Annotated in this window: 20 protein-coding genes; 7 read left to right on the top strand and 13 right to left on the bottom strand. The window is 60.7% G+C overall.

Translation table 11 applies throughout. From position 1 onward, the window contains the following. The first annotated feature begins 102 nt into the window (after positions 1-102). Both HU727_RS10655 and oadA read left to right on the top strand, forming a co-directional pair. Entirely contained in the window at positions 103-1,518 is a 1,416-nt protein-coding gene (locus HU727_RS10655) for an acetyl-CoA carboxylase biotin carboxylase subunit (protein ID WP_186531164.1), read from the top strand. An 11-nt stretch (positions 1,519-1,529) separates the two neighbouring features. After that, entirely contained in the window at positions 1,530-3,338 is a 1,809-nt protein-coding gene (gene oadA, locus HU727_RS10650) for a sodium-extruding oxaloacetate decarboxylase subunit alpha (protein ID WP_186531162.1), read from the top strand. A gap of 204 nt (positions 3,339-3,542) precedes the next feature. On the opposite strand, the gene HU727_RS10645 is transcribed toward oadA, so the two are convergent. Both HU727_RS10645 and HU727_RS10640 read right to left on the bottom strand, forming a co-directional pair. Further along, complete coding sequence (locus HU727_RS10645) at positions 3,543-5,768, bottom strand: autotransporter outer membrane beta-barrel domain-containing protein (protein ID WP_186531160.1); 2,226 nt, start codon at positions 5,766-5,768, stop codon at positions 3,543-3,545. A gap of 199 nt (positions 5,769-5,967) precedes the next feature. Then, positions 5,968-8,925: an autotransporter outer membrane beta-barrel domain-containing protein gene (locus HU727_RS10640; RefSeq protein ID WP_186531158.1), complete on the bottom strand. Its 2,958-nt coding sequence runs from the start codon at positions 8,923-8,925 to the stop codon at positions 5,968-5,970. Positions 8,926-9,154: 229 nt separating this feature from the next. Between HU727_RS10640 and HU727_RS10635 the strand changes: the two genes are divergently transcribed. After that, positions 9,155-10,507, top strand: a complete 1,353-nt coding sequence (locus HU727_RS10635) for a type II toxin-antitoxin system HipA family toxin (protein WP_186531156.1) — start codon at positions 9,155-9,157, stop codon at positions 10,505-10,507. Further along, complete coding sequence (locus tag HU727_RS10630; RefSeq protein WP_186531154.1) at positions 10,504-10,782, top strand: helix-turn-helix domain-containing protein; 279 nt, start codon at positions 10,504-10,506, stop codon at positions 10,780-10,782. The genes HU727_RS10635 and HU727_RS10630 overlap by 4 nt, the downstream gene beginning before the upstream one ends. 15 nt (positions 10,783-10,797) lie before the next feature. Here HU727_RS10630 and HU727_RS10625 read toward each other — a convergent pair whose 3' ends face one another. Together HU727_RS10625 and HU727_RS10620 are read right to left on the bottom strand one after the other, a co-directional pair. Further along, entirely contained in the window at positions 10,798-11,634 is an 837-nt protein-coding gene (locus HU727_RS10625) for an amino acid ABC transporter permease (protein ID WP_186531153.1), read from the bottom strand. Continuing rightward, the gene (locus HU727_RS10620) at positions 11,631-12,452 is read right to left on the bottom strand and encodes an ABC transporter substrate-binding protein (RefSeq protein WP_186531151.1); all 822 of its coding nucleotides are present in this window, start codon (positions 12,450-12,452) and stop codon (positions 11,631-11,633) included. Before HU727_RS10620 ends, HU727_RS10625 begins: the two co-directional genes overlap by 4 nt. Before the next feature lie 113 nt (positions 12,453-12,565). Here HU727_RS10620 and HU727_RS10615 point away from each other — a divergent pair, with 113 nt between their 5' ends. Next, the gene (locus HU727_RS10615) at positions 12,566-13,465 is read left to right on the top strand and encodes a homocysteine S-methyltransferase family protein (RefSeq protein ID WP_186531149.1); all 900 of its coding nucleotides are present in this window, start codon (positions 12,566-12,568) and stop codon (positions 13,463-13,465) included. A 97-nt stretch (positions 13,466-13,562) separates the two neighbouring features. Here HU727_RS10615 and HU727_RS10610 read toward each other — a convergent pair whose 3' ends face one another. From HU727_RS10610 to HU727_RS10600, 3 genes are read right to left on the bottom strand one after another with little or no spacing between them, the layout of a single operon-like run. Further along, positions 13,563-14,234 (bottom strand): GNAT family N-acetyltransferase, encoded by a 672-nt coding sequence (locus HU727_RS10610; protein ID WP_186531147.1) that lies wholly within the window; start codon positions 14,232-14,234, stop codon positions 13,563-13,565. A gap of 12 nt (positions 14,235-14,246) precedes the next feature. Then, positions 14,247-14,693 carry a GNAT family N-acetyltransferase gene (locus HU727_RS10605; protein ID WP_186531145.1) on the bottom strand — a complete coding sequence of 149 codons (447 nt, stop codon included), beginning with the start codon at positions 14,691-14,693 and terminating at the stop codon, positions 14,247-14,249. A gap of 10 nt (positions 14,694-14,703) precedes the next feature. Further along, entirely contained in the window at positions 14,704-15,327 is a 624-nt protein-coding gene (locus tag HU727_RS10600) for an FMN-binding negative transcriptional regulator (protein WP_186531143.1), read from the bottom strand. A 93-nt stretch (positions 15,328-15,420) separates the two neighbouring features. On the opposite strand from HU727_RS10600, the gene pdxR reads away from it, so the two are divergent. Then, positions 15,421-16,971, top strand: coding sequence for a MocR-like pyridoxine biosynthesis transcription factor PdxR (pdxR, locus tag HU727_RS10595; RefSeq protein WP_186531141.1), 1,551 nt, complete (start codon positions 15,421-15,423; stop codon positions 16,969-16,971). Between the two features lie 49 nt (positions 16,972-17,020). Here the strand turns inward: pdxR and HU727_RS10590 are convergent, their stop codons facing one another. From HU727_RS10590 to aspA, 6 genes are all read right to left on the bottom strand, one after another. Continuing rightward, on the bottom strand, positions 17,021-18,115 hold the full coding sequence (locus HU727_RS10590; protein WP_186531140.1) for a polyamine ABC transporter substrate-binding protein: 1,095 nt from the start codon (positions 18,113-18,115) through the stop codon (positions 17,021-17,023). After that, a complete protein-coding gene (locus tag HU727_RS10585; protein ID WP_186531138.1) occupies positions 18,112-19,137 on the bottom strand; it encodes a histone deacetylase family protein in 1,026 nt (341 codons plus the stop codon). Before HU727_RS10585 ends, HU727_RS10590 begins: the two co-directional genes overlap by 4 nt. A 204-nt stretch (positions 19,138-19,341) precedes the next feature. Beyond that, the gene (locus tag HU727_RS10580) at positions 19,342-20,337 is read right to left on the bottom strand and encodes an AraC family transcriptional regulator (RefSeq protein ID WP_186531136.1); all 996 of its coding nucleotides are present in this window, start codon (positions 20,335-20,337) and stop codon (positions 19,342-19,344) included. 245 nt (positions 20,338-20,582) lie between these two features. Beyond that, entirely contained in the window at positions 20,583-21,587 is a 1,005-nt protein-coding gene (locus HU727_RS10575; protein ID WP_186531134.1) for an asparaginase, read from the bottom strand. A gap of 168 nt (positions 21,588-21,755) precedes the next feature. Further along, complete coding sequence (locus tag HU727_RS10570) at positions 21,756-23,207, bottom strand: alanine/glycine:cation symporter family protein (protein ID WP_186531132.1); 1,452 nt, start codon at positions 23,205-23,207, stop codon at positions 21,756-21,758. Between the two features lie 498 nt (positions 23,208-23,705). After that, positions 23,706-25,130: an aspartate ammonia-lyase gene (aspA, locus tag HU727_RS10565; protein WP_016772472.1), complete on the bottom strand. Its 1,425-nt coding sequence runs from the start codon at positions 25,128-25,130 to the stop codon at positions 23,706-23,708. A 180-nt stretch (positions 25,131-25,310) separates the two neighbouring features. Here aspA and HU727_RS10560 point away from each other — a divergent pair, with 180 nt between their 5' ends. Further along, entirely contained in the window at positions 25,311-26,219 is a 909-nt protein-coding gene (locus tag HU727_RS10560) for a LysR substrate-binding domain-containing protein (RefSeq protein ID WP_186531130.1), read from the top strand. Positions 26,220-26,419 lie beyond the last annotated feature (200 nt).

The following is a 26,419-nucleotide window of genomic DNA, read 5'->3' as shown; positions in this document are numbered from 1 at the left end:
TTGGTAGCGCTAGTGTGAGCCTGCGACTGAATTGAAACATTTGGTCACGCGTCGACCTGTTTCCGACAGGTCGTGGTGCCACCGGCTCAAGGGAACCTCCAAGTGATAAAAAAGATCCTGATCGCCAACCGTGGTGAGATTGCCGTACGAATCGTGCGAGCCTGCGCCGAAATGGGCATTCGCTCGGTTGCGATTTTTTCCGACGCTGATCGGCATGCCTTGCATGTCAAGCGTGCGGACGAGGCTCACAGCGTGGGGGCCGAGCCATTGGCCGGCTACCTCAACCCGCGCAAACTGGTGAACCTGGCGGTGGAAACCGGTTGCGATGCGCTGCATCCCGGGTACGGCTTCCTTTCGGAAAACGCCGAGCTGGCGGAGATCTGCGCCGAGCGCGGCATTAAATTCATCGGCCCGTCGGCCGAAGTGATTCGCCGCATGGGCGACAAGACCGAAGCACGCCGCAGCATGATCAAGGCTGGCGTACCGGTGACGCCGGGTACTGAAGGCAACGTGGCCGGTATCGAAGAAGCTCTGGTCGAAGGGGACCGCATCGGTTACCCGGTGATGCTCAAGGCCACGTCCGGTGGTGGCGGCCGGGGTATCCGTCGCTGCAACAGCCGCGAAGAACTCGAACAGAACTTCCCCCGGGTGATTTCCGAAGCCACCAAGGCCTTCGGTTCGGCGGAAGTGTTTCTGGAAAAATGCATCGTCAATCCCAAGCACATCGAAGCGCAGATCCTTGGCGACAGTTTCGGCAATGTCGTGCACCTGTTTGAGCGGGACTGCTCGATTCAGCGGCGCAACCAGAAGCTCATCGAAATCGCGCCAAGCCCGCAGCTGACACCGGAACAACGCGCATACATTGGTGATCTGTCCGTGCGTGCGGCCAAGGCCGTGGGTTACGAAAACGCTGGCACCGTGGAGTTTCTGCTCGCCGAGGGCGAGGTGTACTTCATGGAAATGAACACCCGCGTGCAGGTGGAACACACCATCACCGAAGAAATCACCGGGATCGACATCGTCCGTGAGCAGATTCGCATCGCCTCCGGCCTGCCCTTGTCGGTCAAGCAGGAGGACATTCAGCACCGTGGCTTCGCGTTGCAGTTTCGCATCAACGCCGAAGACCCGAAAAACAACTTCCTGCCGAGCTTCGGCAAGATCACCCGTTACTACGCACCCGGCGGCCCGGGCGTGCGCACCGACACGGCGATCTACACCGGCTACACCATTCCGCCGTTCTATGACTCGATGTGCCTGAAACTGGTCGTTTGGGCCCTGACCTGGGAAGAGGCGATGGACCGTGGCCTGCGCGCCCTCGACGACATGCGCCTGCAGGGTGTGAAAACCACCGCCGCGTACTATCAGGAAATCCTGCGCAACCCGGAATTCCGCAGCGGCCAGTTCAACACCAGCTTCGTTGAAAGCCATCCTGAACTGACCAACTACTCGATCAAGCGCAAACCCGAAGAGCTGGCCCTGGCCATCGCCGCCGCCATCGCCGCCCACGCAGGCCTGTGAGGAATACAAGAATGAGAAAGAAGATCTTCGTAACAGACACCATCCTGCGCGACGCTCACCAATCGCTGCTCGCCACCCGCATGCGCACCGAAGACATGCTGCCGATCTGCGACAAGCTCGACAAGGTCGGCTACTGGTCGCTGGAATGCTGGGGCGGCGCGACGTTCGACGCCTGCGTGCGCTTCCTCAAGGAAGACCCATGGGAGCGTCTGCGCCAATTGCGCGCGGCGCTGCCCAACACACGTCTGCAAATGCTCCTGCGTGGGCAGAACCTGCTCGGCTATCGCCACTACAGCGATGACGTGGTCAAAGCCTTCGTCGCCAAGGCTGCGGTCAACGGCATCGACGTGTTCCGCATCTTCGATGCCATGAACGACGTGCGTAACCTGCGCGTCGCGATCGAAGCGGTGAAAGCCGCCGGCAAACATGCGCAAGGCACCATCGCCTACACCACCAGCCCGGTGCACACCATCGACGCTTTCGTCACCCAGGCCAAACAGATGGAATCCATGGGCTGCGACTCGGTGGCGATCAAGGACATGGCGGGCCTGCTGACCCCGTACGCCACCGGTGAGCTGGTGCGTGCGTTGAAGGCCGAACAGTCGCTGCCGGTGTTTATCCACTCCCACGATACCGCTGGCCTGGCCTCCATGTGCCAGCTCAAGGCAATCGAAAACGGTGCCGATCATATCGACACCGCGATCTCCAGCTTCGCTTCGGGCACCAGCCATCCGGGCACCGAATCGATGGTGGCTGCGCTCAAAGGCACCGAGTACGACACGGGTCTGAACCTCGAATTGCTGCAGGAAATTGGTCTGTATTTCTACGCCGTGCGCAAGAAGTACCACCAGTTCGAAAGCGAATTCACCGCCGTCGACACCCGCGTGCAAGTCAATCAGGTGCCGGGCGGGATGATCTCCAACCTCGCCAACCAGTTGAAGGAGCAGGGCGCCCTGAACCGCATGGGCGAAGTGCTCGCAGAGATACCGCGCGTGCGTGAAGACCTCGGTTTCCCGCCGCTGGTAACCCCGACTTCGCAAATCGTCGGCACCCAGGCGTTCTTCAACGTGCTGGCCGGCGAGCGCTACAAAACCATTACCAACGAAGTGAAACTCTACCTGCAGGGCGGCTACGGCAAGGCGCCGGGCGTGGTGAATGAAAAACTGCGTCGTCAGGCGATCGGCAGCGAGGACGTCATCGATGTGCGCCCGGCCGATCTACTCAAGCCGGAAATGACCAAACTGCGCGCCGACATCGGCGCACTGGCCAAGTCTGAAGAAGACGTGCTGACCTTCGCCATGTTTCCGGACATCGGCCGCAAATTCCTTGAAGAACGCGCCGCCGGTACCCTGGTCCCGGAAGTGTTGCTACCGATTCCGGAAGCGGGCGCTGTTGCCTCGGCTGGCGGCGAAGGCGTGCCGACCGAGTTCGTCATCGACGTCCACGGCGAAACCTACCGCGTCGACATCACCGGTGTTGGCGTGAAGGCCGAAGGCAAGCGTCACTTCTATCTATCCATCGATGGCATGCCGGAAGAAGTGGTGTTCGAACCACTCAATGAGTTCGTCAGCGGTGGCAGCAGCAAACGCAAGCAGGCGTCTGCACCGGGGCATGTCAGCACCACCATGCCAGGCAACATCGTCGATGTGCTGGTCAAGGAGGGCGACACCGTCAAGGCTGGCCAGGCTGTGTTGATCACCGAAGCGATGAAGATGGAAACCGAAGTCCAGGCCGCCATCGCCGGCAAGGTCGCCGCGATCCACGTGGCCAAGGGCGATCGGGTCAATCCGGGTGAAATCCTGATCGAGATCGAAGGCTGAGATAACCGCCGCGATAAAACGTTTTAACCTCGGGGGAGCATGTGCTCCCCTTTTTTTTGTCTGTTTTCGACCCTGGAGGTCATTTGTAGGGACCCATTGTGGGAGCGAGCCTGCTCGCGAATGCTCGGATCAGCCAACATCATCGCTGAATGACCTACCGCTTTCGCGAGCAGGCTCGCTCCCACAGGGAGAATGTCCAGTCAGTCAGAACGCCATGCGCCATTGGCCCGCCACGCCGTACGTTCGACTGTCATTGCCCATCTCGCCCGTTAAGCCCACGCCGAGGGTGTGAGCCACCGACAGGCCGAAATCGAGCCCCGCAACCACGGACAGACTGTTTCGATCCAGCGCAGCGCCATCCACTTCGAAACGCTTGCCGCCCTTGAGTAGTTGCTGGCGTGTGTCGCTGTCGACCTCGCCGTAGGTATGTCTCCAGCCCGCACTGAAACGCGGGGTCAGGTGCATGCCATTATCCAGCGTGTTGACCTGCGCGACCCGCAGACCGAAGGTGCTGCTGAGGTTGTCGCGGGTTTGTCCGTGGAGTTTCAACGCCGCGTCGCCACCTTTTTCGTGGTAGCTGTCACGGTGATAGCGTTGATAGCCGAGGCTGGCGAAAGGCTCGAGCGTGACGTTGCCGCGCCCAAGATTGAAGCCCAGTTCGGCAAAGGCTTGCTGCGTGTTGGCATCGTATCCGCCCTTGAGGCGATCACTGAAACCCTTGAACGCGACCCGACGTTTGCTGCTGCCGTCATGATTGGCGTAGGTGGCACCGAGACGCAGTGCCAGCGGGCCGTCCTGACGCACGGCATAGGCACCGAGGTGCCAGCTGTCGAGGTCGCCATCGTATTGGCCGGCGTCCAGTTTCGTCTGTGATTTGCCGCCCAGCAGACCGATGTGCCACTGCTCATCGAGGCGCCAGTCAGCGCCCACGAGCAGACCTTGGGTAGCGTGTTTCAAGGTGTTGTTCGAATCACGATCGACTTTGCCCCCATGGCCCAGGGCCTGAACCCAGACCCGTCCGGATTCCGCTCCGCCGGTTGCCTGCCGGGGAGCATTGCCGGCACCGTCCGCGGCGCCGCTGCGGTGGTTCAGCTGACGCATGGCCGAGAGCATGCCCGTGCTCACGGGCGAGATACTGTTCAGTGTGGCTTTGGCGAGGTTGGCGTTGCTGCCGGCAGCGAGTTGATCAAGGGCAACCGAGGCGGTTTTCAGGTCGCTGGCCAGGATTGCCGCGACGGCTGTATTGGCAGGCGGTTTGGGGGTGGGAGCTTGTGTATCGACAACATCGTTGACCGGCGCAACGGGGGGGGGCGCGGCGGGGGGAACCGGTATGACCCCTGACTCAGGATCTGATGCCTGGACTGACGATGCCGTCAAAGCCGCAGGCGCAGGTATTGGCGCAGGCGTTGGCACAGCAGAAGGCGATGGCGCTTGCGGCTCGATAATACTGGCTGCAATCGCTTGAGCGTTGTCGGAAGTGGCAGCGCTTGTCAGCGGCAGGTCGTTGCGCGCGTAAAGCAGCCCTACGGACTTTTTGTTGTATTGGGGGGTGGCTGTCATGAAGGCCAGGTCGTTAACGACGGTGCCGAACTTGCCCTTGACCTCGGCAGCCTCAAGGATTTTGTATTGACTGCTCGCCGGATAATTTCCCGCCGCTGCAACGACTCTCAGCGTGGCACCATCGAGGTCGGCAACGCCATCGACCTTGATCGTCTCGCCCTTGCCTGTGGGATTAACCTCGTAAGCCAGCTCTGCGCCTGGGGACAAGCTCAGATTGCCTTTGACCTTGGGGCTACCTTGCGATCCATCGACAGTGAGAAGGCCGTCCACGCGCAAGTTTGCGACTGCACCTTTACCGGCATAGCTGCCGCCCTGCTCAATGTGTACGTTGCCCTTGATGACGCCCTTGTTGAAAAGCTTGCCGAGGCTGATTACGCCGCCCTCGATATTGCCCAGGTTGGCCAACGCTGCGTCACGCTCCACCAGTACGCCTTGGGTAAAGTCGCCCTTGCTTTTTAGCGTCCAGTCGCCTTGCACAACGTGGGCTCCGTTGAAATTGGCGGTGTCTTTCAACGTGCCGCCTTCAGACGCGTCCAGTACCAGAAAATTTGTGCCCTCGCCGCCGTCCAGTTTGCCGTTGAAACTGGCGCCATCCTTGAGAAGAATCAGATCGTTGGCGGCAGTACCTTGAAACGGTTTATCAAGAGAATTCAGAGCGGTCGGGACCGTCCCGGTATCGGTAGCGAACTGCCTGATTCTTTGCAGAGCCGCTTCACGGGCCCCGACTTCAGGCAGTTCCTGCTCACTGACAAGAACGGGTATCTCGGCGGCTTCTGGGGGTTGCTGAGCATTGGCAAACTCTACGCAGCCAATTGCCAGCGCAACGGCCATGGCCAGATGTTGTGGTCTGTAGCGATGTTGGATAGGCATCGAGTGAGGCTCTTATCAATATGGAGACTCGACTCTATTGACGCCCCAACGATTGCGATGTCGGCTGCTTCCCCCTCTGTTGCAGCCGACGTCTCACCGTTTTGTAGAAAATCTCCGGAAGTTCCGAAACCGGTTTTTTTGCTCGATTACACCGGCGCCTTTTCCCACAGGCAAACCAGTGCTCGGCGCATTGCAAGGATCAAAAACGCATCTGCCATTGCCCGATCAAACCGTGGTTACGGCTGTTGCTGCCAATTTCGCCGCTGTATCCCACGCCGAGGGTATGGCGCGTGGAAACCCCCAGATCGAGCCCGGCTTCCAGCATGAGGCTGTCCCGATCCAGCGAACTGCCATCGACGCTGAATGCGGTGCCGCCGACCACGAACGCCTGACGTGTCGAGTTGCTGACGTCGTCATAGGTGTGTTTCCACCCGACGGCCATGCGCGGGGTCAGGCTCATGCCGTTGTCGAGGCTGCTCAGGTGCGCCAGACGCAGGCCGACGGTGCTGCTGAAGTTGTCCTGGGTCTGGCTGTCGACTTGCAGTGCGGCAGCGCCGCCTTTTTCCCGGTAGCTGTCGCGGTGGTAGCGCTGGTAACCGAGGCTGGCGAATGGCTCGGCGCTGAGGTGCCCGCTGCCCATGGCGTAACCGAATTCGGCGAAGGCTTGCTGACTGTCGGCGTCGTAATCGCCTTTGGGCCGGTCGCTGAAACCGTTGAAAGAAATCTCGCGTTTGCTCTCGCCCTGATGACCGCTGTACGCCGCGCCGAGACGCAACGACATCGGTCCGTTTTGATGCAGTGCGTAAACGCCGGCATGCCAGCTTTCGACGTTACCATCGACGCTGCTGGCATCCAGATCGGTTTTCGAATAACCGCCCAACACACCCAGGCGCCACGCCGGGTTCAGCGCCCAATCAGCGCCGAGCACGCTGCCCCGGGTGCGTTGTTCCAGACCGCTGCTGCCATGCTCGCCATCGAGCTTGCCGTAGCCACCGATGCCTTGCAGCCAGAGGCGGCCGCGCGCGTTCGGATCATTCAGATTGCGCGCTTCGGACGGGACTCGATTGGCGGCCAGTACCGGCGTGTCGCGCTGATCAAGGCCGACCATTAACGCCGGGCTGACGCCCGTTGGCTGCATCGCCGAGAGCATGCTGCTGCCGATCTGGCTGCTGGCGGCGAGCGTAGCGCTGGTCAGGTTGGCGGTGCTGGCGCCGGCCAGTTGCTCGATTGCCGCGCCGGCGCTGCTTTGGGTGGTATTGAGCAAGGCGTTGTACAGCGCGTTGTTTTTACTCATCGAGGCAAGGCTGTCGGCGGCGCGGCGGCCGTTACCGGTGACAGCGAGTTCGTTGAAGGCCACGTCGTTGCGGGTGTAGGTCAGATCGACCTGGGTCGGCGTGTAGGCAAGGGTGGGCGTCAGGAAGGCGAAGTCGCTGGTGACAGTGCCGAACGTACCGTTGACCTGTGCCGCTTGCAGCACCGTGTAACGATTCTGCCATGGCCACGTTCCGCTGCCGGGATTCACCGCGAGCGTTGCGCCGTTGAGATTGGCCGTGCCGCCGACCTGCACTGGCGCACTGCTGCCATCAGCGTTGACACCGTAAGCGAGGGTCGCCGCGCTGCCCATGTTCAGGTCATGTACAACCGTTGCCCGACCCAGGCCTGTGTTCGTGCGCAAAGTGCCGTTGACATTGAGATTGCCCACCGAACCACCGCCGGCGTATTCGGCGCCACTGTCCACGGTCAGGCTGCCGGCAATGCCGCCCTGATTGATCAGCGTCGCACCGTGACGTATCGCGCCGCCGTCACTGAAATCACCGCTGCCGGTCATTGTCCACGCGCCTTGCTTTACCTCAAGCCATTCGAAGTTGCGACTCTCACCGAAGCTGCCTCCTTCCGGGTCATCCATCAGTACCCGGTCATAACCGCTGCCGCCATCGACCACGCCGATAAAGCGGCTGCCGTTGCGCAAGGTCAGGCGATCATCGCCGTCGCCCAGATCCAGCGCCAGCCCGTTGCTGCCGCTGATCGTTCCACCGTTGATCACGCTGTCGGCGAACTCGCCAACAAACTTGATGCCGAAACCGTTGAGGCCTTCGATGGTGCCGAAGTTTTCCAGTGTGGTGGCCGCGAGCCCGGAACCGCCGCTGCCATCGTCCACCAGAATCGCACTGTCGGCGCCGCTGATCCGCGCAACGCGGGCGTTGAGAATGTAGCCGCCACCCAGGGCAATGCCCTCGCTGCCGTTGGCAAACCCGGCCTTGTCGACACCGCCGGCGCCGACGCCCTGGATGACGCCGTAGTTTTCAATGTGGGCGATCCTGTCGATGTCCACGCCATCGCCGTCGCCATTGGCTTGCAACCCTGAGTAGGCGCCAGTGATGGTGCCGTGGTTGATCACTGTGCCATCGCCGTCGGAGCCGAACCCGGAGCCGTTGCGCCCGGTGATTTCGCCATAGTTGGTCAAGCTCGCACCGAGGTCGGTGGTGATGCCGTGGCGGCCACCGGAAATCACTCCGTAGTTGGTGATGCTGACGCCGCTCGCGGAGTCGATATCAATGCCGTCGAACTTCTGGTCTGCATTGTGCGAATCGCCGGTGGAGATCTCGCCATAGTTGGTAATGCTGGCGTTGGCGCCGGTCTTCATGCCATCACTGGCGTCGCCGCGTATCAGCGCTCCGGCACGGTTGACGAGGGTGGTTTTCACCCCGTCGCTGCGCAGCGCATCCAGATCGAGACCCTGGCCGGTGGACGAACGAATCACGCCGCTGTTGTCGATCAACAGGCTGCCGCTGACGAAGTTGCTGTCGATGCGCAACGCGTCATTGGCGCCCAGAATCTGCCCGCCGTTGCGGTTGTAGATGGCGTAATTACGCGCCTTGCTCTCATCACCGCTGCTGTCGATGGCGCGCCCGCCGGTGGAAACGATCTTGCCTGCGTTATCGATAACTACACCGGCGCCGCTGGTTCCGTCCTTCAGGCTCACAGCCTTGCCGCTGTGGGTGATGCTGCCCGGTGTCGAGATCGTCAGGGTGTCGCTGCCACCCAGGGTTTGTGGTGCGGTGGTAGCGTTATCGATCTGCACAGTTTTGCCGTGCACAGTGGTGGTCGAGACCAACAGAGCGATGGCCAAAGACAAGCGCTGGGGCGAGAAGGGCATGAAGAAACGGCCTTTTTGTTATGGACGGGCCGTCCTGTATAGCGGTGGGTTTTTACAGAATGATGTCGGTGGTTGAACTGCATTGTTTTGCGTGCGCCGAGACGCAAGCGAAGGCTCATCTGCGTTTTGTTGCAGATATAACTCTGCATAAAGCGCCTCAGATGCACTATATTGCATAAATTAAAGATTTCGCTTTATTGAAGCGCATTAAAATGCACACGGAAAGAACATGTACAACCTGACATTACAGATCTTTACCGCCGGACAATGGCGCGACGCGATGATTCTAAGCTTCGATGAGCCTGAAAAAGGCTTCGAAAGCCGCTGCAGTTTTGGTTACGAGGCGAGTTACCTGGCGGACAACATCGAATCCATCGGATCGCCATATTCCAAGGCCGTGAGTGCTCTGTACCCGTTGGACTGGGACGGTCGGCGCTCGAGAACGCCAGCTTTTGTGCACGACATCGCACCGGCAGGCGCGGCCAAGCGGTTTCTGCTCGCGCGTCTGGCCCAGGAAAAACCTGAAGACATCAGCATCGATCTTTTTTTGCTGGGTCGTAGCACGCCCGCTCCCATCGGAAACATGCGAATAAAAGAATCGGCCGAAGCTGTCGATGAAAGAAAACCGATCGGATTCAAGCGCGAGGAGGTCATCCACCGCGATAACCGCTTTCTTGAATACGCCTATGAGTTAGGTGCGGCGATCGGGGGGGCGACGGGAGCAGGCGGTGAAGCGCCGAAGCTATTGTTGGCAGAGAACACAGCCGGTCTTCTGTATCCCGATGCTGTGTTGGGCGATGAACAAGTCCGAGAGCACTGGTTCGTGAAGTTTGCCAGAAACAGGGGAGGGCAAACCGACCAGGACATCCTGCGCAGCGAATACCATTACTACAGAGCGCTGCAGAAGTTGGGGATCGAAACGGTCGCCCCGCAAGGCATGGCCCTGGAGGAGGCGGACAAACCGAGTTTGTGGATGCATCGGTTTGATCGCCAGGTGACTGAGGGGACCGTATTGCGTTTCGCTGTCGAATCTATTTATTCGCTGGCTCAGGTGTCGACGCCAGGCAGCGCCATGAATCATCTGGAAGTCATCCGTATGCTCGCCCGACTCTGGCGTCAAGCGGGGCAAGACAGGCAGATTCCTGCTCTCATCGCGGATTACCTGCGTCGGGATCTGATCAACAAAATCCTGGGCAACTCGGATAATCACGGTCGTAACACGGCAATCATCCGTGGGGCGGACACGTTCAAGCTGGCGCCGATCTATGACCTCGCCCCGATGGTCATGGATGACGAAGGCGTGACCCGTACGACCAAATGGCCGAAAGACCTGGAAAGAGCGGGAGACATCGACTGGCGAGGCGTGTGCCGCGCGGTGGCCGAAAGCGCCAGACCGGACGAGCCTTTGGCAGGGCTGTTGGATGCCTCGGTGCTGTTTGAACGCTTGCGCGAAGATGCCCGACGTCTGGCCGCGCTGCCGGACATTCTGACCTCCAGCGGTTTGCCCGACAGAACCATGAACCACCCGGGCGTTCACCTGAAAAATCTTGAGCAGCGCTTGAAAGAGTGGGACTTGAAATGAGCCTGACCGTCATCGAGCGCACAGCGCTCATTGAAAGCATCCAGGAAGCAATGGCGCAAGGAACGCTGGAAATGGGTGACGCCGTGCGCCGCTTACGGGTGGAAGTGACCGGTTTGCATCAGACTCAGTTCGCGAAGATGTGCAAGATATCGGTGCGCACCCTGGTGCATATCGAACACGGTGAAGGCAATCAGACGCTGAAGTCGCTGAATGCGGTATTCCGCCCGTTCGGCATGAAAATAGGCGTGGTGCGGATTCGTCGAGACAATATTTAAACGTTGCAGACCCCTTCAACTACGCCGCACATACGCCTTGCCGTAATGCCGCTCCATTCTCGCCTGGATCAATTCCAGACCGATCGACATCAGCCAGTAAATGATCGCCGCCGTGGTCAGCATTTCGATGTAGCGATAGCTCGAGCGGCCGTAGGACTGGGCCAGAAACATCACTTCCCAGACGCCCATCACCGAGATCAGCGACGAGTCCTTGAGCATTGAGATGAACTGGTTGGTGGTCGGCGGAATGATGGTGCGCATGGCCTGGGGCAGGGTGATGCGCCAGAAGATCACTGTTTCGCGCAAGCCCAGCGCCAGCGATGCTTCCCGCTGGCCGTGATCGACCCCGAGGATGCCGGCGCGGAAGATTTCGCTCAGGTAGGCGCCGTAGTTCAGCGACAGGGCAATGATCCCGGCAACGATAGCGCCGGGGACGATGCCCAGTTGCGGCAGGCCGAGGTAGATCAGCAGGATCTGGATCAGCAGCGGTGTGCCGCGAAAGAACGAGGTGTAGAAACTGGCGATGCCAAACGCCACGGCGCTTTTCGACAGGCGCGCCAGCGCGGTGATAAAGCCCAACAGCGAGGACGCGATGATCGAGCAGGCGCATAAAAACAGCGTCAGCGCCGCGCCTTGCAGGAAACCATTGGGCGCCAGCTTCAGGCCGACCAGGTTGGGCAGCTTGTCGAGGATGATCGCAAACTTCAGGTCGAAGCTCAGGAAGAATCCGGCAAACAGACAGAACAGCGCGGCCCACGTCAGGTACAGGCGGCTACGAAAACCGAAAAACTTTTGCAGACGGGTTTCAGCCACCGGTTGCGGTGGCTGTGGCGGGGGCGGAAAGGAAGTCATTGGCTGATGTCGGCGCCGATCCATTTCTGCGAAAGCTTGCTCAGAGTGCCGTCCTGTTTGAGTTGGGCAAATACCTGGCGCACCTTGGCGTCCCACTGCGGGTCACCCTTTTCGATGGCGACCGAGTTCGGCTCCGAGTACAGCGGTTCGCCGGCCAGCTTGAAGCGCTGATCCTGGTTCAGGCGCGGCTGCGCAGTGACGAGATTGGTGAGAATCGCATCCAGTCGCACACCGGCGCCCAGGCCCAAGTCCTGGAAAGCGACGTTGTCGGTGTCGTACGGGGCAATCTGCACATCCTCGAAGGGATACTGCAATTGCGTGTCCTCGGCGCCTTCGATGACCAGGTTCTTGTTCAGATAACTTTCATAGCTGGAGGCGCTGGTCAGGCCGACTTTCTTGCCGCTCAGGTCCTTGGCGCTGTGGATGCGATCGTCCTTGGCGTTGACCACGATCACCGCCGGCGAGGCGTAATACTCGACGGGGAAATCGAACACCTCGGCGCGGGCCTTGCTCGGCGTCATCGAGCAGATGCAAATGTCGTAACGCCCGCTCCAGCGGCCGGCGGCAATTACGTCCCAGGACGGTGTTTCGAGACGCAGTTTGACCCCGAGTTTGTCTGCAACGGCTTTGGCGACATCAACATCAAAGCCGTCGAGTTCGTTGTGCTCGTTGAGAAACGAGAAGGGCGGATAGCTTTCCATCAGCACGCCGACCAGAATTTTTTTCTGCTCGACGCGGTCCAGCGTCGCACCGCCGAAGGCTTGGGTGGAGGCGGCCAGAATTGTCAGGCCCAGGGCCAATAGCGGTTGGAATTTCACAGTCGATCCCTGTAGAAAAAAGAGGTTGTTATTAACCGAGTGGTGCGTATTAAATAGTTATAAGAACGACTCTGATAGTGAGTTATTTTCATAAGCATATGAGTGAAAAGCATATGGGCGCAGCGAAGACGGTCATTCTCGATGGCGGCATGGGCCGCGAACTGCAACGCGCCGGGGCACCGTTCCGCCAGCCCGAGTGGTCGGCGCTGGCGCTGAGCGAGGCGCCACAAGCGGTCGAAGCCGTGCATGCCGCGTACATTGCCAGCGGCGCCAACGTGATCACCAGCAACAGTTACGCGGTGGTGCCGTTTCACATTGGCGAGCAGCGTTTTGCCGCTGAAGGTCAGGCTCTCGCGGCATTGGCGGGCGAATTGGCGCAGCGTGCGGTACAGGCTTCGGGTAAACCTGTGCGCGTGGCCGGTTCGTTGCCGCCACTGTTTGGCTCGTACCGGCCGGATCTGTTCGAAGCGGATCGGGTGACCGAGTTGCTGACGCCTTTGGTCAACGGCTTGGCCCCGCACGTCGATCTATGGCTGGCGGAGACGCAGAGCTCGATTGTCGAGGCGCGCGCCATTCACGCGGGCCTGCCGAAGGACGGCAAACCGTTCTGGCTGTCGTTCACCTTGAAAGATGAAGACACGGATGAAGTCCCTCGTCTGCGCTCCGGTGAGCCAGTCGCTGAAGCGGCTGCGGCGGCGGCTGAGCTGGGCGTCGAAACGTTGTTGTTCAATTGCAGCCAGCCCGAAGTGATCGGCGCGGCCATCGACGCGGCGCGCGATACTTTCGAGCGTCTCGGCGCGAACATCAATATCGGCGCGTACGCCAATGCGTTTCCTCCACAGCCCAAGGAAGCCACGGCCAACGACGGTCTCGACCCGTTGCGCGATGATCTCGACCCGCCGGGGTATCTGCACTGGGCGCTGGACTGGCAACAGCGCGGCGCCAGCCATCTGGGCGGCTGCTGCGGGATCGGGCCGGAACACATTGCGGTGCTGGCGCAAAAACTGGCTTAACCGCAGTTCAAAAGATCGCAGCCTGCGGCAGCTCTTACAGGAACGCATTCCAATGCAAGGAGCTGCCGAAGGCTGCGATCTTTTCGCTTTTTACCGATCAGCTACGGCACTCGGCCAGGGTTTTCAATTGCCCCGATGTGGTCTGATTCGCCTCTGAAAGCCAACGTTCAAACCCTGCGCCGATCGCCGGCCACTCCGAATCCAGGATCGAATACCACGCCGTATCGCGGTTCTTTCCCTTGACCACCATGTGCTGGCGAAACACGCCCTCAAAGCTGAAGCCCAGACGCTCGGCGGCGTATCGGGAGCGGGCGTTGCCGTTGTTGCACTTCCATTCCAGCCGGCGGTAACCCAACTCGAACGAATACCTGGCCAGCAGGTACACCGCCTCTGTGCTTTTCGGCGAGCGCTGCATCGGCGCGCCGAATGTGACGTGGCCGATTTCGATACGGCCCTGGGCCGGGACGATCGACATCAGGCTGAGAATGCCCTGCACCTGACCCGTAGCGTTGTCGATCACGCTGAAAAAATACGGATCACTGTTGGCCGCGTGGTTGTTCAGCCAGTCATTGAACGCACTGCGCAGCGGGAACGGGCCGTAAGGCAAATAATCCCAGAGTTTCGGATCAGCACCGGGGCCTTCGAGGGCCGCGTACAGTTCGTCGGCATGCCGCGCCGGATCGAGTTTTTCCAGACGAATGAAACGGCCTTCGAGCAGGGTGGCAGAAGGTGCGGGTGCGCCTTTCCAGTCAGCGAGTGAAGCGGTCATGTGCGCGTCTCCTTAAAGGGCTTTGCGAAACTGGATGAAGCCCGGGCGTTCAGCGATGCGCTCGTAGAGCTGGATCGCCGTGGCGTTGGTTTCATGTGTCAGCCAATGGACTTTGCAGCAGCCATCAACCTTGGCGGTGGCGTAGACATGCTCGATCAACAGCCGACCCAGACCGGTGCCACGGGCCTCGGGCACCACCAGCAAGTCCTGCAGATAGCAGGAGTTTTCGATGCTCCAGTTCGAGCGGTGATAAATGTAATGCACCATGCCCAACGCTTTGCCATCAACCCAGGCGAGGGCGGCGTGGGTCGGTTCGGTCGGGTCGAGAAAGCGCTGCCAGGTGCTCTGGCTGACAGCCTCCGGCAGTTCGGTGTTGTAGAAGCGCAGGTAGGCCTGCCACAACGGCAGCCAGGCGGCGTGGTCGTTGGCGCCGACCGGGCGGATGTCGATCTGGGTCATGGTGATTCCTTTAGCGCATCAAGCGGGCGAGGGTTTGATCGTTGGCGTCCGGGCTGGCGGCGAGGCCTTCGCTCACCCCGGCAATGTCGGCGGCGCTGCGGTTCTGGCTGAGCTTGCGCTTGCCTTCGAGGCGATCGATGGGAATGGCGAATCCGACGATGGCTTTGAGCATGCCGTCGATGTAATCGGCCGGTGCATCGTTGACTGACCACGGCTGGGCGCGGCCTGCTTCGTGACGGTCGGTCAAGGTGCTGACGATGTCGAGCAGGCGTCCGCCATCGCTGAAGGTTTCGGCATGCCCGTAGGCGTGCACGGCGATGTAGTTCCAGGTCGGTACGACTTTGCCGTGCTCGGCCTTGCTCGGGTAGAAGCCCGGGCTGACATAGGCGTCGGGGCCGGCAAAGATCAGCATTGCCTCGGCGCCGTCACGCAGGTCTTTCCACTGCGGATTGGCTTTGGCCAGGTGCCCGTACAGCGTGCCGTACTCGCCCTGTTCGCGATGCAGCAGCACCGGCACGTGACTGGCCTGCAAGCCGTTCTCGCCATGGCTCACCAAAATGGCGAGGCGGGTGGCGAGGATCAATTCGTGCAACTGAGACAACTCTTCGATGGCAAAGGCGCGTGGCGTGTACATGGACAGATTTTCCTTGGCGAATGCCTGCATCCTAGGCAGGCTATTGGTCTGTTGTAAGAGCCATTGACGAGTCATTTCATAGGTCCATTTGCTATGCCTGTTCTTCCGCCGTTGTCCATGCCGTTCAATCCGGCCGGTATCGAGCTTGATCGTCGTCAAGGCTTGAGCCGTCAGCTCTATCAGGCTTTGCGCTTGCGGGTGCTCGACGGACGCCTGGCCAGCGGCACACGATTGCCGGCCAGCCGAGACCTGGCGGCGGCGCTGGGCATTTCTCGCAACAGTGTGGTGCGCGCCTACGATCAGTTGTACGCCGAGGGGTTTATCGAAGGCCGGGTTGGCGACGGCACTTATGTTGCGCAATTGGCCCAACCACTGACGACAAAGAAAAAACTATCCACAATTTCATCCACAGGCTTGTTAACAGGCTTACCCACAGCTTTATCCACAAATTGGTTGGATTTACCTGTAGTTCCATCCAGCAAAGTTATCCACAGTGGCGGTTTTTCCCTTATCGAAAAACACCATTTGGCCCGACCGCCGAGCGGGCCGCCGCGCGCCTTTCGCGTGGGCGTACCCGCGTTCGACCTGTTTCCGTTCGAGGTCTGGGCCAAGCTGAACGCGGCTTTCTGGCGCAAACCGGATTTGCAGCAACTGTGTTACGGCGACCCGGCGGGTGATGCGCGTCTGCGCGCCATGATCGCTGCCTATTTGCGCAGTTCGCGCGGGATGCAGTGCACGGCTGAACAAATTGTGATCACCAGTGGCGCGCAGCAGGGCATCAGCCTTTGTGCACAGTTGCTGGTCGAGCCGGGGGATGGCGTGGCGATCGAGAATCCGGGCTACCGCGCTGCCGGACACGCGTTCGCCGTGGCGGGGGCACGTCTGCATGGCGTGGCGGTAGACAGCGAGGGGATCGATTGCAGCGCAATGGCTCAACTCAATGACTGCCGGGTGGCTTACGTCACGCCGTCTCATCAGTACCCGACCGGCGTCGTGATGAGCCTGGCCCGTCGCCTGGAATTGCTCGGGTGGGCCGAACGTGTCGGCGGCTGGATTGTTGAGGATGACTACGACGGTGAATACCGTTACACCGGCGCACCGCTGGCACCGTTGGCGGCGCTCGATCGTCAGGGCCGTGTGCTCTACGTCGGCACGTTTGGCAAAGTCGCCTTCCCGGCGTTGCGCCTCGGTTATCTGGTGCTGCCGCCGGCATTGGTCGAGGCCTTCGCGCAACGGCGCGCGGTGGACGTGCGGCACTCGGAAGTCAGCACGCAAGCGGTGACGGCCGAGTTCATGGCTGCCGGGCATTTTCAGCGGCATATTCGCCGGATGCGCCGGGCTGCGCTGAGCCGGCGCAACTGCCTGCTCGAAGGCTGGCCGACAATCGCCGGCGTTGGTCAGCTGCCCGCCGTGTCGGCCGGGCTGCACCTGACCGTCGCCGTGGACAGCATCGAGCGCGAGCAGCAATTGATCACTCAGGCCGCTGAGGTCGATGTCGAAATCAACGGTTTGAGCAGTTACTGGCTAACGGACTCGACCACGCCGATGGAACAGCGCGCCGGCCTGGTCCTCGGTTTCGCGGCCGTACCGGAGTCTGCGATCAACGCGGCACTGACGCGGTTGCGCCAGGCCTGGCAGCGCTGAAAAGCAGCGCCTCGCAGATGAAGAAGATCATTGTGCGAGGCAGCGGTTCTCAGGTGCCTGATTTAATCCTGGTCCAGGCCCGTGTTCGCGCACGCTCGGCATCGCGAGGCAGCGGTTGCAGGGTATAGAGCGTACTCATTGCTGCGTCGGTGGGGTACAGGTTCGGATTGTTGCGAATGGTCGGATCAACGAGGCCAGTGGCGTCTTTGTTCGGGTTCGGATAGCCGACAAAATCGCTGACCGGGGCGATCACTTGCGGTTGCAGCAGGTAGTTGATGAAGGTGTAGGCGTCCTCGGTGTTCTTCGCGCCTTTCGGAATGGCGAGCATGTCGAACCAGATCGGCGCGCCTTCTTTCGGCAAGCGCATGTCGACCACCACGCCGTTTTTCGCTTCTTTGGCGCGGTTGGCCGCTTGCGAAAAGCTGCCGGAATAACCCACTGCCACGCAGATGTCGCCGTTGGCGATGTCGGCCATGTACTTGGAAGAATGGAAGTACGTCACGTAGGGACGGATCTTCAGCAGCAGCGCTTCTGCCTTGGCGTAATCCGCCGGCTTTTTGCTGTTTGGATCGAGACCCAGGTGTTGCAGGGCCAGCGGCAAAATCTCTGAAGGCGAATCGAGCAGGGCGACGCCGCACTGCTTGAGCTTGCTGAGGTTTTCTTCCTTGAAAATCAGGTCCCAGCTGTCCACTGGCGCGTTGTCGCCCAGGACGGCCTTGACCTTGGCCGGGTTGAAGCCGATCAGGATGGTGCCGTACATATACGGCACGGCGAATCTGTTCCCCGGATCATTGGCTTCGATCAGCTTCATCAGTTTTGGATCGAGGTGATTCCAGTTCGGCAGCTTGCTGCGATCCAGCGGCTGGAACACGCCGGCCTCGATCTGTTTGGCGAGGAATACATTGGATGGCACCACCACGTCGTAGCCGGAATTGCCGGTCAGCAGCTTGGCCTCCAGCGCCTCGTTGGTGTCGAAAATGTCGTAGATCAATTTGGTCTGGGTGTTCTGTGCCTTGAAGTCTTCCAGTGCCTTGGGCGTGATGTAGTCGAACCAGTTATAGACGCGCAGCGTACGCTCTTCGGCGTGGGCACCAGCGCTCAGCATCGCCGCGCAAAGCGCCGGCGCGATCAGTCGCTTTTTCATCGTTCAAAGCCTTCCAGCACGTTCACCGCGTTGATGCCGATTTCTTCGACGGCGTAACCACCTTCCATGACGAACAGGGTCGGTTTGCCGAGGGCCGCAATGCGCTTGCCCATCGCCAGGTAATCGGGGCTGTCGAGTTTGAACTGTGAAATCGGGTCGTCTTTGAAGGTGTCGACGCCCAGCGAGACGACGATGATGTCCGCGCCGTAGCGGTCGATCTCGTCGCAGGCCTGGTCCAGTGCCGCGCTCCATACATCCCAGCCGGAACCGGCCGGCAGTGGGTAGTTGAAATTGAACCCTTCACCGGCGCCTTCGCCGCGCTCGTCGTCATAGCCGAGGAAGAACGGAAACTCGGCTTCCGGATGGCCGTGAATCGAGGTGAACAGGACGTCGCTGCGGTCGTAGAAAATCGACTGGGTGCCGTTGCCGTGGTGGTAATCGACATCGAGAATGGCGACTTTGCGGTGGCCCTGATCGAGGAACGCCTGCGCGGCGATGGCCGCGTTATTGAGGTAGCAATAACCACCCATCAAATCGCTGGCGGCATGATGTCCCGGTGGCCGGCACAACGCGAAGGCACTGCGCGCGCCCGCCTGAATCTGCGCTTGGGCGGTCAACGCCACTTGCGCTGCGCTGTAGGCCGCTTGCCAGGTGCCGGCCGTAATCGGCGCGCCGCCATCGAAGCTGTAATAACCGAGCTGGCCATGCAGGCTGGTCGGTTTGATCGCCCGCAATGTGCGTGCTGGCCATGTGTAGGGCAGCAAGTCATCGTCGGTGTTGAAGTCGGTCCAGCGTGCCCAGGCGCCTTTGAAAAAGTCGAGGTAGTCGCGGCTGTGAATGCGGGCGATCGGTTCGAGGCCGAAATCCTTCGGTGCTTCGACGGGGCCGAGATTCTGGTTCTGCACGCGCTGCAGCACGTGGTCGGCACGCGACGGCATCTCGAAGCACGGCTTGAGCTGGCCGTCGATGAGTTCGCAACGGCCGTGGTGCAGGTGGTGATCGTCTGAGTAGATCGTCAGCATTGTTGTTCTCCGCAGGGCTGATTCGGTTCGCCTCAGTGTTGCGGCACAAGGCGAATCGGAGAACGTCAGGAAAGGCCAAAAGGGGATCGATGTGGCCAAAACTTCTGACCGCAATTCGCCCCTTGCTGGAGCAGGCTTGTCCTCAAAATGGGCACGAAATGCAAACCCTTTTGGGACTGGCAAGCCAGCTCCCACGAATGGATATCAATGCGGCCGGAACTGACTCGGCGCCACACCGCTCCAGCGTACAAACGCATGACGAAAACTCGCGGTTTCGCTGAAGCCCAGGGTTTCGGCAATCCGGTAGATCGGCAATTGATCCTCACACAGCATCTGCTTGGCGCGCTCGAAGCGCAGCTCATCAAGCAATTCCTGATAGCTGCTGCCCATGTCTTTGAGATGCCGGCGCAAGGTGCGCGGCGAGCATTTCATTTGCTGCGCCAGGCCTTCCAGTCCCGGCGCGGCATTCAACTGCGCGCTGAGCAACTCGCGAATCCGCCCCAGCCAGGCCTGACGCCCGGTGAATTCCAGGTTCTGCTTGCGGCAGCGTTCGGCCATGGCCTGGTGGGTGATGGCGTCGGCCAGCGGCAACGGCTGATCGAGCCAGTGACGGTCGAAGGCGAACGCGTTGTCCTTGGCCGCGAAGTGCAGTGGCGAGCGGAAGGGCTCGGCATAGCTGTCGCGATAGTCCGGCGCGGCGTGTTCAAAACGCGTGGCCCGCAGCGGCAGCGGATGGCCGAGCAGGTCATCGCAGATGACTTTCAGCGACACCAGACAGAACTCGGCATTGAACACCGCCATCGCCGGGCTCTCGCGGTAATCGGCGGCAACGAACCAGACCTGCTCGCCGTCCTCTTCCAGGCCCAGTTCGAACAACGTCCCCAATAACGCCGGATAGCGGATCGCCAGACGCAAAGCGTCACCGAAGGTGGCACACGTCAGCAGTGCGTAACCGAGCATGCCGTAACAGGACACATGCATGCGTCGGCCCAGTTCGAGGCCGATGTCACGCTTGAGCGCAACCGCGTTGGTGCAGACCTGCATCTCCTGATGGGTGGTGATGCGCGTATCGGCACGCTGCAGATCCGCCGCAACGATGCCGCTGCCAGCCAGCAGCGCCTCGCTCGACAGGCCTTCGGCCTTGAAGGTATTGAGGATCAGCGAGACGGCGTTGAGGGTGGTGAGGTGGGAGTGGAGCATGGGATCTTCCAGCCTGGAGGTGGCTGGAACGCAGCAAGTTGCATGCCGCAGGCCCTCACCCCAGCCCTCTCCCAGAGGGAGAGAGGGCCGAACGGGGGGTATTGCATAAATACACCGACGTGAGACACCGCCGCCGAATCCATAATCGACACTGTTTATCAGGTCGGTATATAGCGCAAGACACTACGGTCAGTTCCCTCTCCCTCTGGGAGAGGGTTAGGGTGAGGGGCAATCCAGCGCCGTGCTCAGATCAACTCACCACACAAATCCAGCTCGATCAGCCGTCGCACTTCAGCCGTTTCAAGCCCGGCGCCCAGCAATCCCTGCAACTTGCCGAACGCCGCCTCACGCGTCATCCCGCCACCGGACAACACACCCGCACCACGCAAGCGGCTGCCGGCCTCGTAAACATCCAGTTCCACCCCTCCCTCATGGCATTGCGTGACCGCAACCACCACCACGCCGTTGTCCCGCGCACGGGCGAGGCTGGCAAGAAAATCCGGGTTGTCACTCGGCCCGGTGCCGCTGCCGTAGCATTCCAGCACCAGACCTCGAACGCCGCTGTCGAGCAGGCCATCGAGCACGCCGGCGCTGATGCCGGGAAACAGCGGCAGCACCGCAACGTTTGCCAGCTGTTTGGGCTGGTTGTAATTCAGGGCAGCTGGAATCGAAGACGCTTTCACGCCGCCGCCCTGACGCTCCAGCCGTTTGAACGGATGCCGTCCGAAGCTGCGCACTTTTGCGCAACGGGTCGGGGCCAGCAGTTCACCGTGGAAATACAGGTGCACCCCCGGCGCCAAGCCGTGGCCGAGAGCGACCAGCGCGCCGCTGAGGTTTTCCCAGGCATCGCTGTCGATCACGCCTGCCGGCAGCATCGAACCGGTGAAATACACGCGAGCGTGCAGGCCGAGCAATTGAAAGCTCATCGCCGCCGCGCTGTAGGCCAGCGTGTCGGTGCCGTGCAGGATGAGTACGCTGTCGCAGCCTTGCACATCCACGGCATCGACCACTGCTTCACGCAGTTGCTGCCAGTAGGCCGGGGTCATGTTCGCGCTGTCGATCAGCGGCGACATTTCCCGAAAGCGCCACTGCGGCACGACGAGTTCAGGCTGGCTGTGCAAATAGTCGCGCATCCGCGCTTCGAAACCGGATGCCGGGGCCAGACCGTTGGCGCTGGCCTGCATGCCGATGGTGCCACCGGTATAGAGCACCATGACGTGCTGGGCGGCGGGGTAGGAATTGGCAATCATCTGAGGTCTCCAGGGAGATGACATTTGTAGGTGAGCCTGCTCGCGATGACGGATATTCACTCAACAAAGATGTTGGATGATAAATCGCTATCGCGAGCAGGCTCGCTCCTGCAAGTTATTGCATCACAATAACTGACGGGCGCAGGGGATGCGCCCGTCATTCACCTGTCAGCGTTGCGCTGCAGGCACGCCTTGCGGCTCGGCTTCGGTCTTGCCGGCTGCGGCAGGCGGGTTGGCCGGCCAGGCTTTGCGGTCGAGATCCAGATCCGGGAATTTGCTCGAGTCGAACACCGGCGTCTTGATGCCCGCCGCGCGCTGGTCGTCGTAGTCACGCAGGATGCGCATGCCGATTTTGAACAGCAGGGCCAGGGCGATCAGGTTGACGAATGCCAGCAGGGTCATGGTGATGTCCGCGAAGGCAAACACGGTGCTGAGGTTTTCGATGGCGCCCCAGAAAATCAACACCAGTACCAATGCCCGATAGCCGATCAGCGCCTTGCGGTTTTCGCCGATCAGGAAGCGCAGGTTGCTCTCGCCCAAGTAGTAGTTGTAGAGAATCGAGGTGAACACGAACAGCGCCAGCGCCACCGAAATGAACATCCGGCCCCAGTCACCGACCACAGCGGCCAGCGAGTTCTGGGTCAAGGCAATGCCGTCCCCTTCGAAGCCCGGCGTGTAGAAGCCCGACAGCAGGATCAGCAGGGCGGTGCAGGTGCAGATCACGAACGTGTCGAGGAACACGCTGAACGCCTGAACCACACCTTGTGCCACCGGGTGTTCGACCGACGCAACGGCCGCAACGTTTGGCGCACTGCCAAGACCGGCTTCGTTGGCAAACACGCCACGCTTCACGCCCATGACGATCGCGCTGCCGATCAGACCGCCGAAGGCCTGGTCGAGGCCGAACGCGCTTTTGACGATGGTCATCAACATGGCCGGGACATGATCGAATTGCAGCACGATCACATATATGGTCACGCCGATATAAATCAGGGTTTTCACCGGCACCAGCAGGTCGGCGACCTTGGCGATCCGCTTGATCCCGCCGATGAACACCAGACCCAGCAGCACCGCCAGCGCGAGGCCGGTGTACGTGGTATCAAGGCCGAAGGCATTGTTCAGCGAGTGGGTCACAGCGTGTGCCTGCAGACCGTTGAAGGCGAAACCGAAGGTCACCAGCAGCAGGAACGCCATGACCATACCCAGCCAGCGTTTCTGCAAACCGTGCTGGATGTAGTAGGACGGGCCGCCACGGTAGGTGCCGTCCGAATCAGTGCGTTTGTACAACTGACCGAGGGAGCATTCGAAAAAGCTGCTGGACATGCCGACCAGCGCGGTCACCCACATCCAGAACACCGCGCCCGGACCACCGAGGGTCACGGCGATGCCGACACCGGCGATGTTGCCGGCACCGACGCGGCCGGCGAGGCTGAGCATCAGGGCCTGGAAAGAACTGAGTTGCCCGGCGCTGCTTTTCAGGCTGTCGCGGAACACCGCGAACATGTGGAAGAAATGACGCAATTGAACGAAACGCGAGCGAATCGTGAAGTAGCTACCGAGCCCGACAATGAGCACGATCAGTACTTTCCCTGAGAGGAAGTCGTTGATGACTTCAAGCATGGATTTTTCCTCGCTGTTTTTTGTGTGAGCAAATGCTGGACGGAAGAAACATCGTGTTACACCGGCCTGCGCGCGGCAGTGCTGGTGAGGCGAAGGTTTCGTCCCGGATCCATTTCGCGGGTTTGTTATTAGTTCGGGTTTCGCATGGGTTATGGCCTCGTTACCGACGACCGCTCACGCGAAGAGGGGCGGCACTATACCGATCAGTGCGGCGCCCGTCTGCACGGTTGTGGTGCGAGCGACGAAACGAAGCTTTGGAACACCCGGCGTTTCCGGCGCCGGGCTTTTGTAGGAGTGAGCCTGCTCGCGATGCAGGCGCTGCGGTTTAACTGGCACACCGCGTCATCGTTCATCGCGAGCAGGCTCACTCCTACAGAAGACGTTGTCCTTTCAATAAGTTAAAAAAAAGGGCTTGGGGACTGAATCCCCAAGCCCTCAAAAGGTGAGAGGTGTCTAGTCCCTCGACCTGGTGAGCGGTGCTACAAGTAACGCGTGGGCTCAGGCTTTAAGCGGAACCAGACGCGGGGCGATCATGTTTTCCGGGCGCAGGATGTCGGCGAGCATGGCTTCGTCGAGCAGGCCTTCTTCACGCACCAGTTCCAGCACGCCACGACCGCTTTCAAGGGCGATACGGGCAATGCGGGTGGCGTTTTTGTAGCCGATGTACGGGTTCAGTGCGGTGACCAGACCGATCGAGTGTTCGACCAGCTCACGGCAGCGCGCTTCGTTGGCGGTGATGCCGACGATGCAATGCTCACGCAGCATGTCCATGGCGCGTTGCAGCAGGCGGATCGAGTCGAGGATCTTGAAGGCGATCAGCGGCTCCATCACGTTCAGTTGCAGTTGGCCGCCTTCGGCTGCCATGGTCAGCGCCAGATCGTTACCGATGACCTGGAACGCGACCTGATTCACGGCTTCCGGGATCACCGGGTTGACCTTGCCGGGCATGATCGAGCTGCCTGGCTGACGCGCCGGCAGGTTGATTTCGTTGATGCCGGTGCGTGGGCCGCTGGACAGCAGGCGCAGGTCGTTGCAGATCTTCGACAGCTTGACCGCGGTGCGCTTGAGCATGCCGGAGAACAATACGAAGGCGCCCATGTCGGAGGTCGCTTCGATCAGGTCGGCCGCCGGTACCAGCGGTTGGCCGCTGATCAGCGCCAGACGCTGTACCGCCAGTGCTTGATAGCGCGGGTCGGCATTGATGCCGGTGCCGATCGCGGTGCCGCCCAGGTTCACTTCGGTCAGCAGTTCCGGGGCCAATGTCTTCAGACGGGCCAGGTCTTCGCCCATGGTGGTGGCGAAGGCACGGAATTCCTGGCCGAGGGTCATCGGCACGGCGTCCTGCAGCTGGGTACGGCCCATTTTCAGGACGTGATCGAATTCTTTGCCCTTGGCGGCGAACGCCTGAATCAGGCTGTCGAGGCTGGCCAGCAGCGCGTCGTGACCCAGCAGCAGACCCAGACGAATCGCGGTCGGGTAGGCGTCGTTGGTCGACTGCGCCATGTTCACGTCGTCGTTCGGGTGCAGGTACTGGTATTCGCCTTTCTCGTGACCCATTGCTTCGAGGGCAATGTTGGCGATCACTTCGTTGGCGTTCATGTTGGTGGACGTGCCGGCGCCACCTTGAATCATGTCGACCACGAACTCTTCGTGGTAATCGCCGCGGATCAATCGTGCACAGGCTTCGCTGATGGCAGCGTGCTTGGCTTCGCTCAGGTGACCCAGCTCGCGGTTGGCGTCAGCGGCGGCCTGTTTGACCATCGCCAGGCCCACAACCAGTTTCGGGTAATGCGAAATCGGAACGCCCGAGAGGCGGAAGTTGTTCACCGCTCGCAGGGTCTGGATGCCGTAATACGCATGGGCCGGTACTTCGAGGGCGCCAAGCAGGTCGGTTTCTGTGCGGAAAGATGCAGCGGAGGACATGATAGAAATCATCTCGATAAGGACCCGGTCTGTGCCGGAACGCTGCGAATGCTAGGCTTGTGGGGATTTTTGGGCCAATGCTGTTAAGCACTGCCCTATGCACATTCGGCATAATGCCCATGTGACGCCGCTTGTACGGCAGACGTGTGACCTGTTTTGGTGCGTGTCCGGGAGGACGTGATGAATCTGGAAAGCAAATGGCTCGAGGACTTCAGTGCCCTGGCCGCCACCCGCAGCTTCTCGCAGGCGGCCGAACGGCGCTTCGTGACCCAGCCGGCGTTCAGCCGGCGGATCCGCAGCCTGGAAGCGGCGCTGGGGCTGACCCTGGTCAATCGGTCGCGCACGCCGGTTGAACTGACGGCGGCGGGGCAGTTGTTTCTGGTGACGGCGCGCACCGTGGTTGAACAGCTGGGTGAAGTGTTGCGCCATCTTCATCATCTGGAAGGCGGGCAGGGTGAGGTGATGCAGGTGGCGGCGGCTCACTCGCTGGCGCTGGGCTTTTTCCCGCGCTGGATCGCCCAGTTGCGCAACGAGGGGCTGAACATCGCCACGCGTCTGGTCGCCACCAACGTCGGCGACGCCGTGCACGCGTTGCGTGAAGGTGGCTGCGATTTGATGCTTGCGTTCTATGACCCGGACTCGGCCATGCAGATGGACCCGGAAATCTTCCCGTCGCTGCACCTGGGTCAGACTGAAATGCTGCCGGTGTGCGCCGCCGATGCCGACGGCAAGCCGCTGTTCGACCTGGAAGGTGAGGCGAGCGTGCCGCTGCTGGCCTACAGCGCCGGGGCGTTTCTCGGTCGATCGGTCAATGGCCTGCTGCGCCAGCGTCAGCTGCGTTTCACGACGATCTACGAAACCGCCATGGCCGACAGTCTGAAAAGCATGGCGCTGGAAGGCCTGGGCATTGCCTGGGTGCCGCAGCTGAGCGTGCGCGCCGAACTCGCGCGCGGCGAACTGGTGGTGTGCGGCGGCCCGCAATGGCATGTGCCGCTGGAGATTCGCCTGTACCGCTGCGCGTTGGTGCGCAAGGCCAATGTGCGATTGCTGTGGCGCAAGCTTGAGGGCGGTGCGGCACAAAGTACTTGAAGCTGCTGAAAATCAAAGTGTGGGAGCGAGCCTGCTCGCGAAAGCGGTGTATCAGATGCCATTCATTTGTCTGACACGCCCTCTTCGCGAGCAGGCTCGCTCCCACAGAGGGAATTGTGGTGTTCTTCGCTGACCTTCAGGTCAATAAAACCGGGCTTTTGCGGCATTTGACAGATGGTCGTTTCGGGGGCTGTTTATTG

Origin of the sequence: Pseudomonas khorasanensis (assembly GCF_014268505.2) — a bacterium.
GTDB lineage: Bacteria > Pseudomonadota > Gammaproteobacteria > Pseudomonadales > Pseudomonadaceae > Aquipseudomonas > Aquipseudomonas khorasanensis.
The sequence above is the reverse complement of the archived record's forward strand: the minus strand, read 5'-3'. Positions and strand labels throughout refer to the sequence as shown.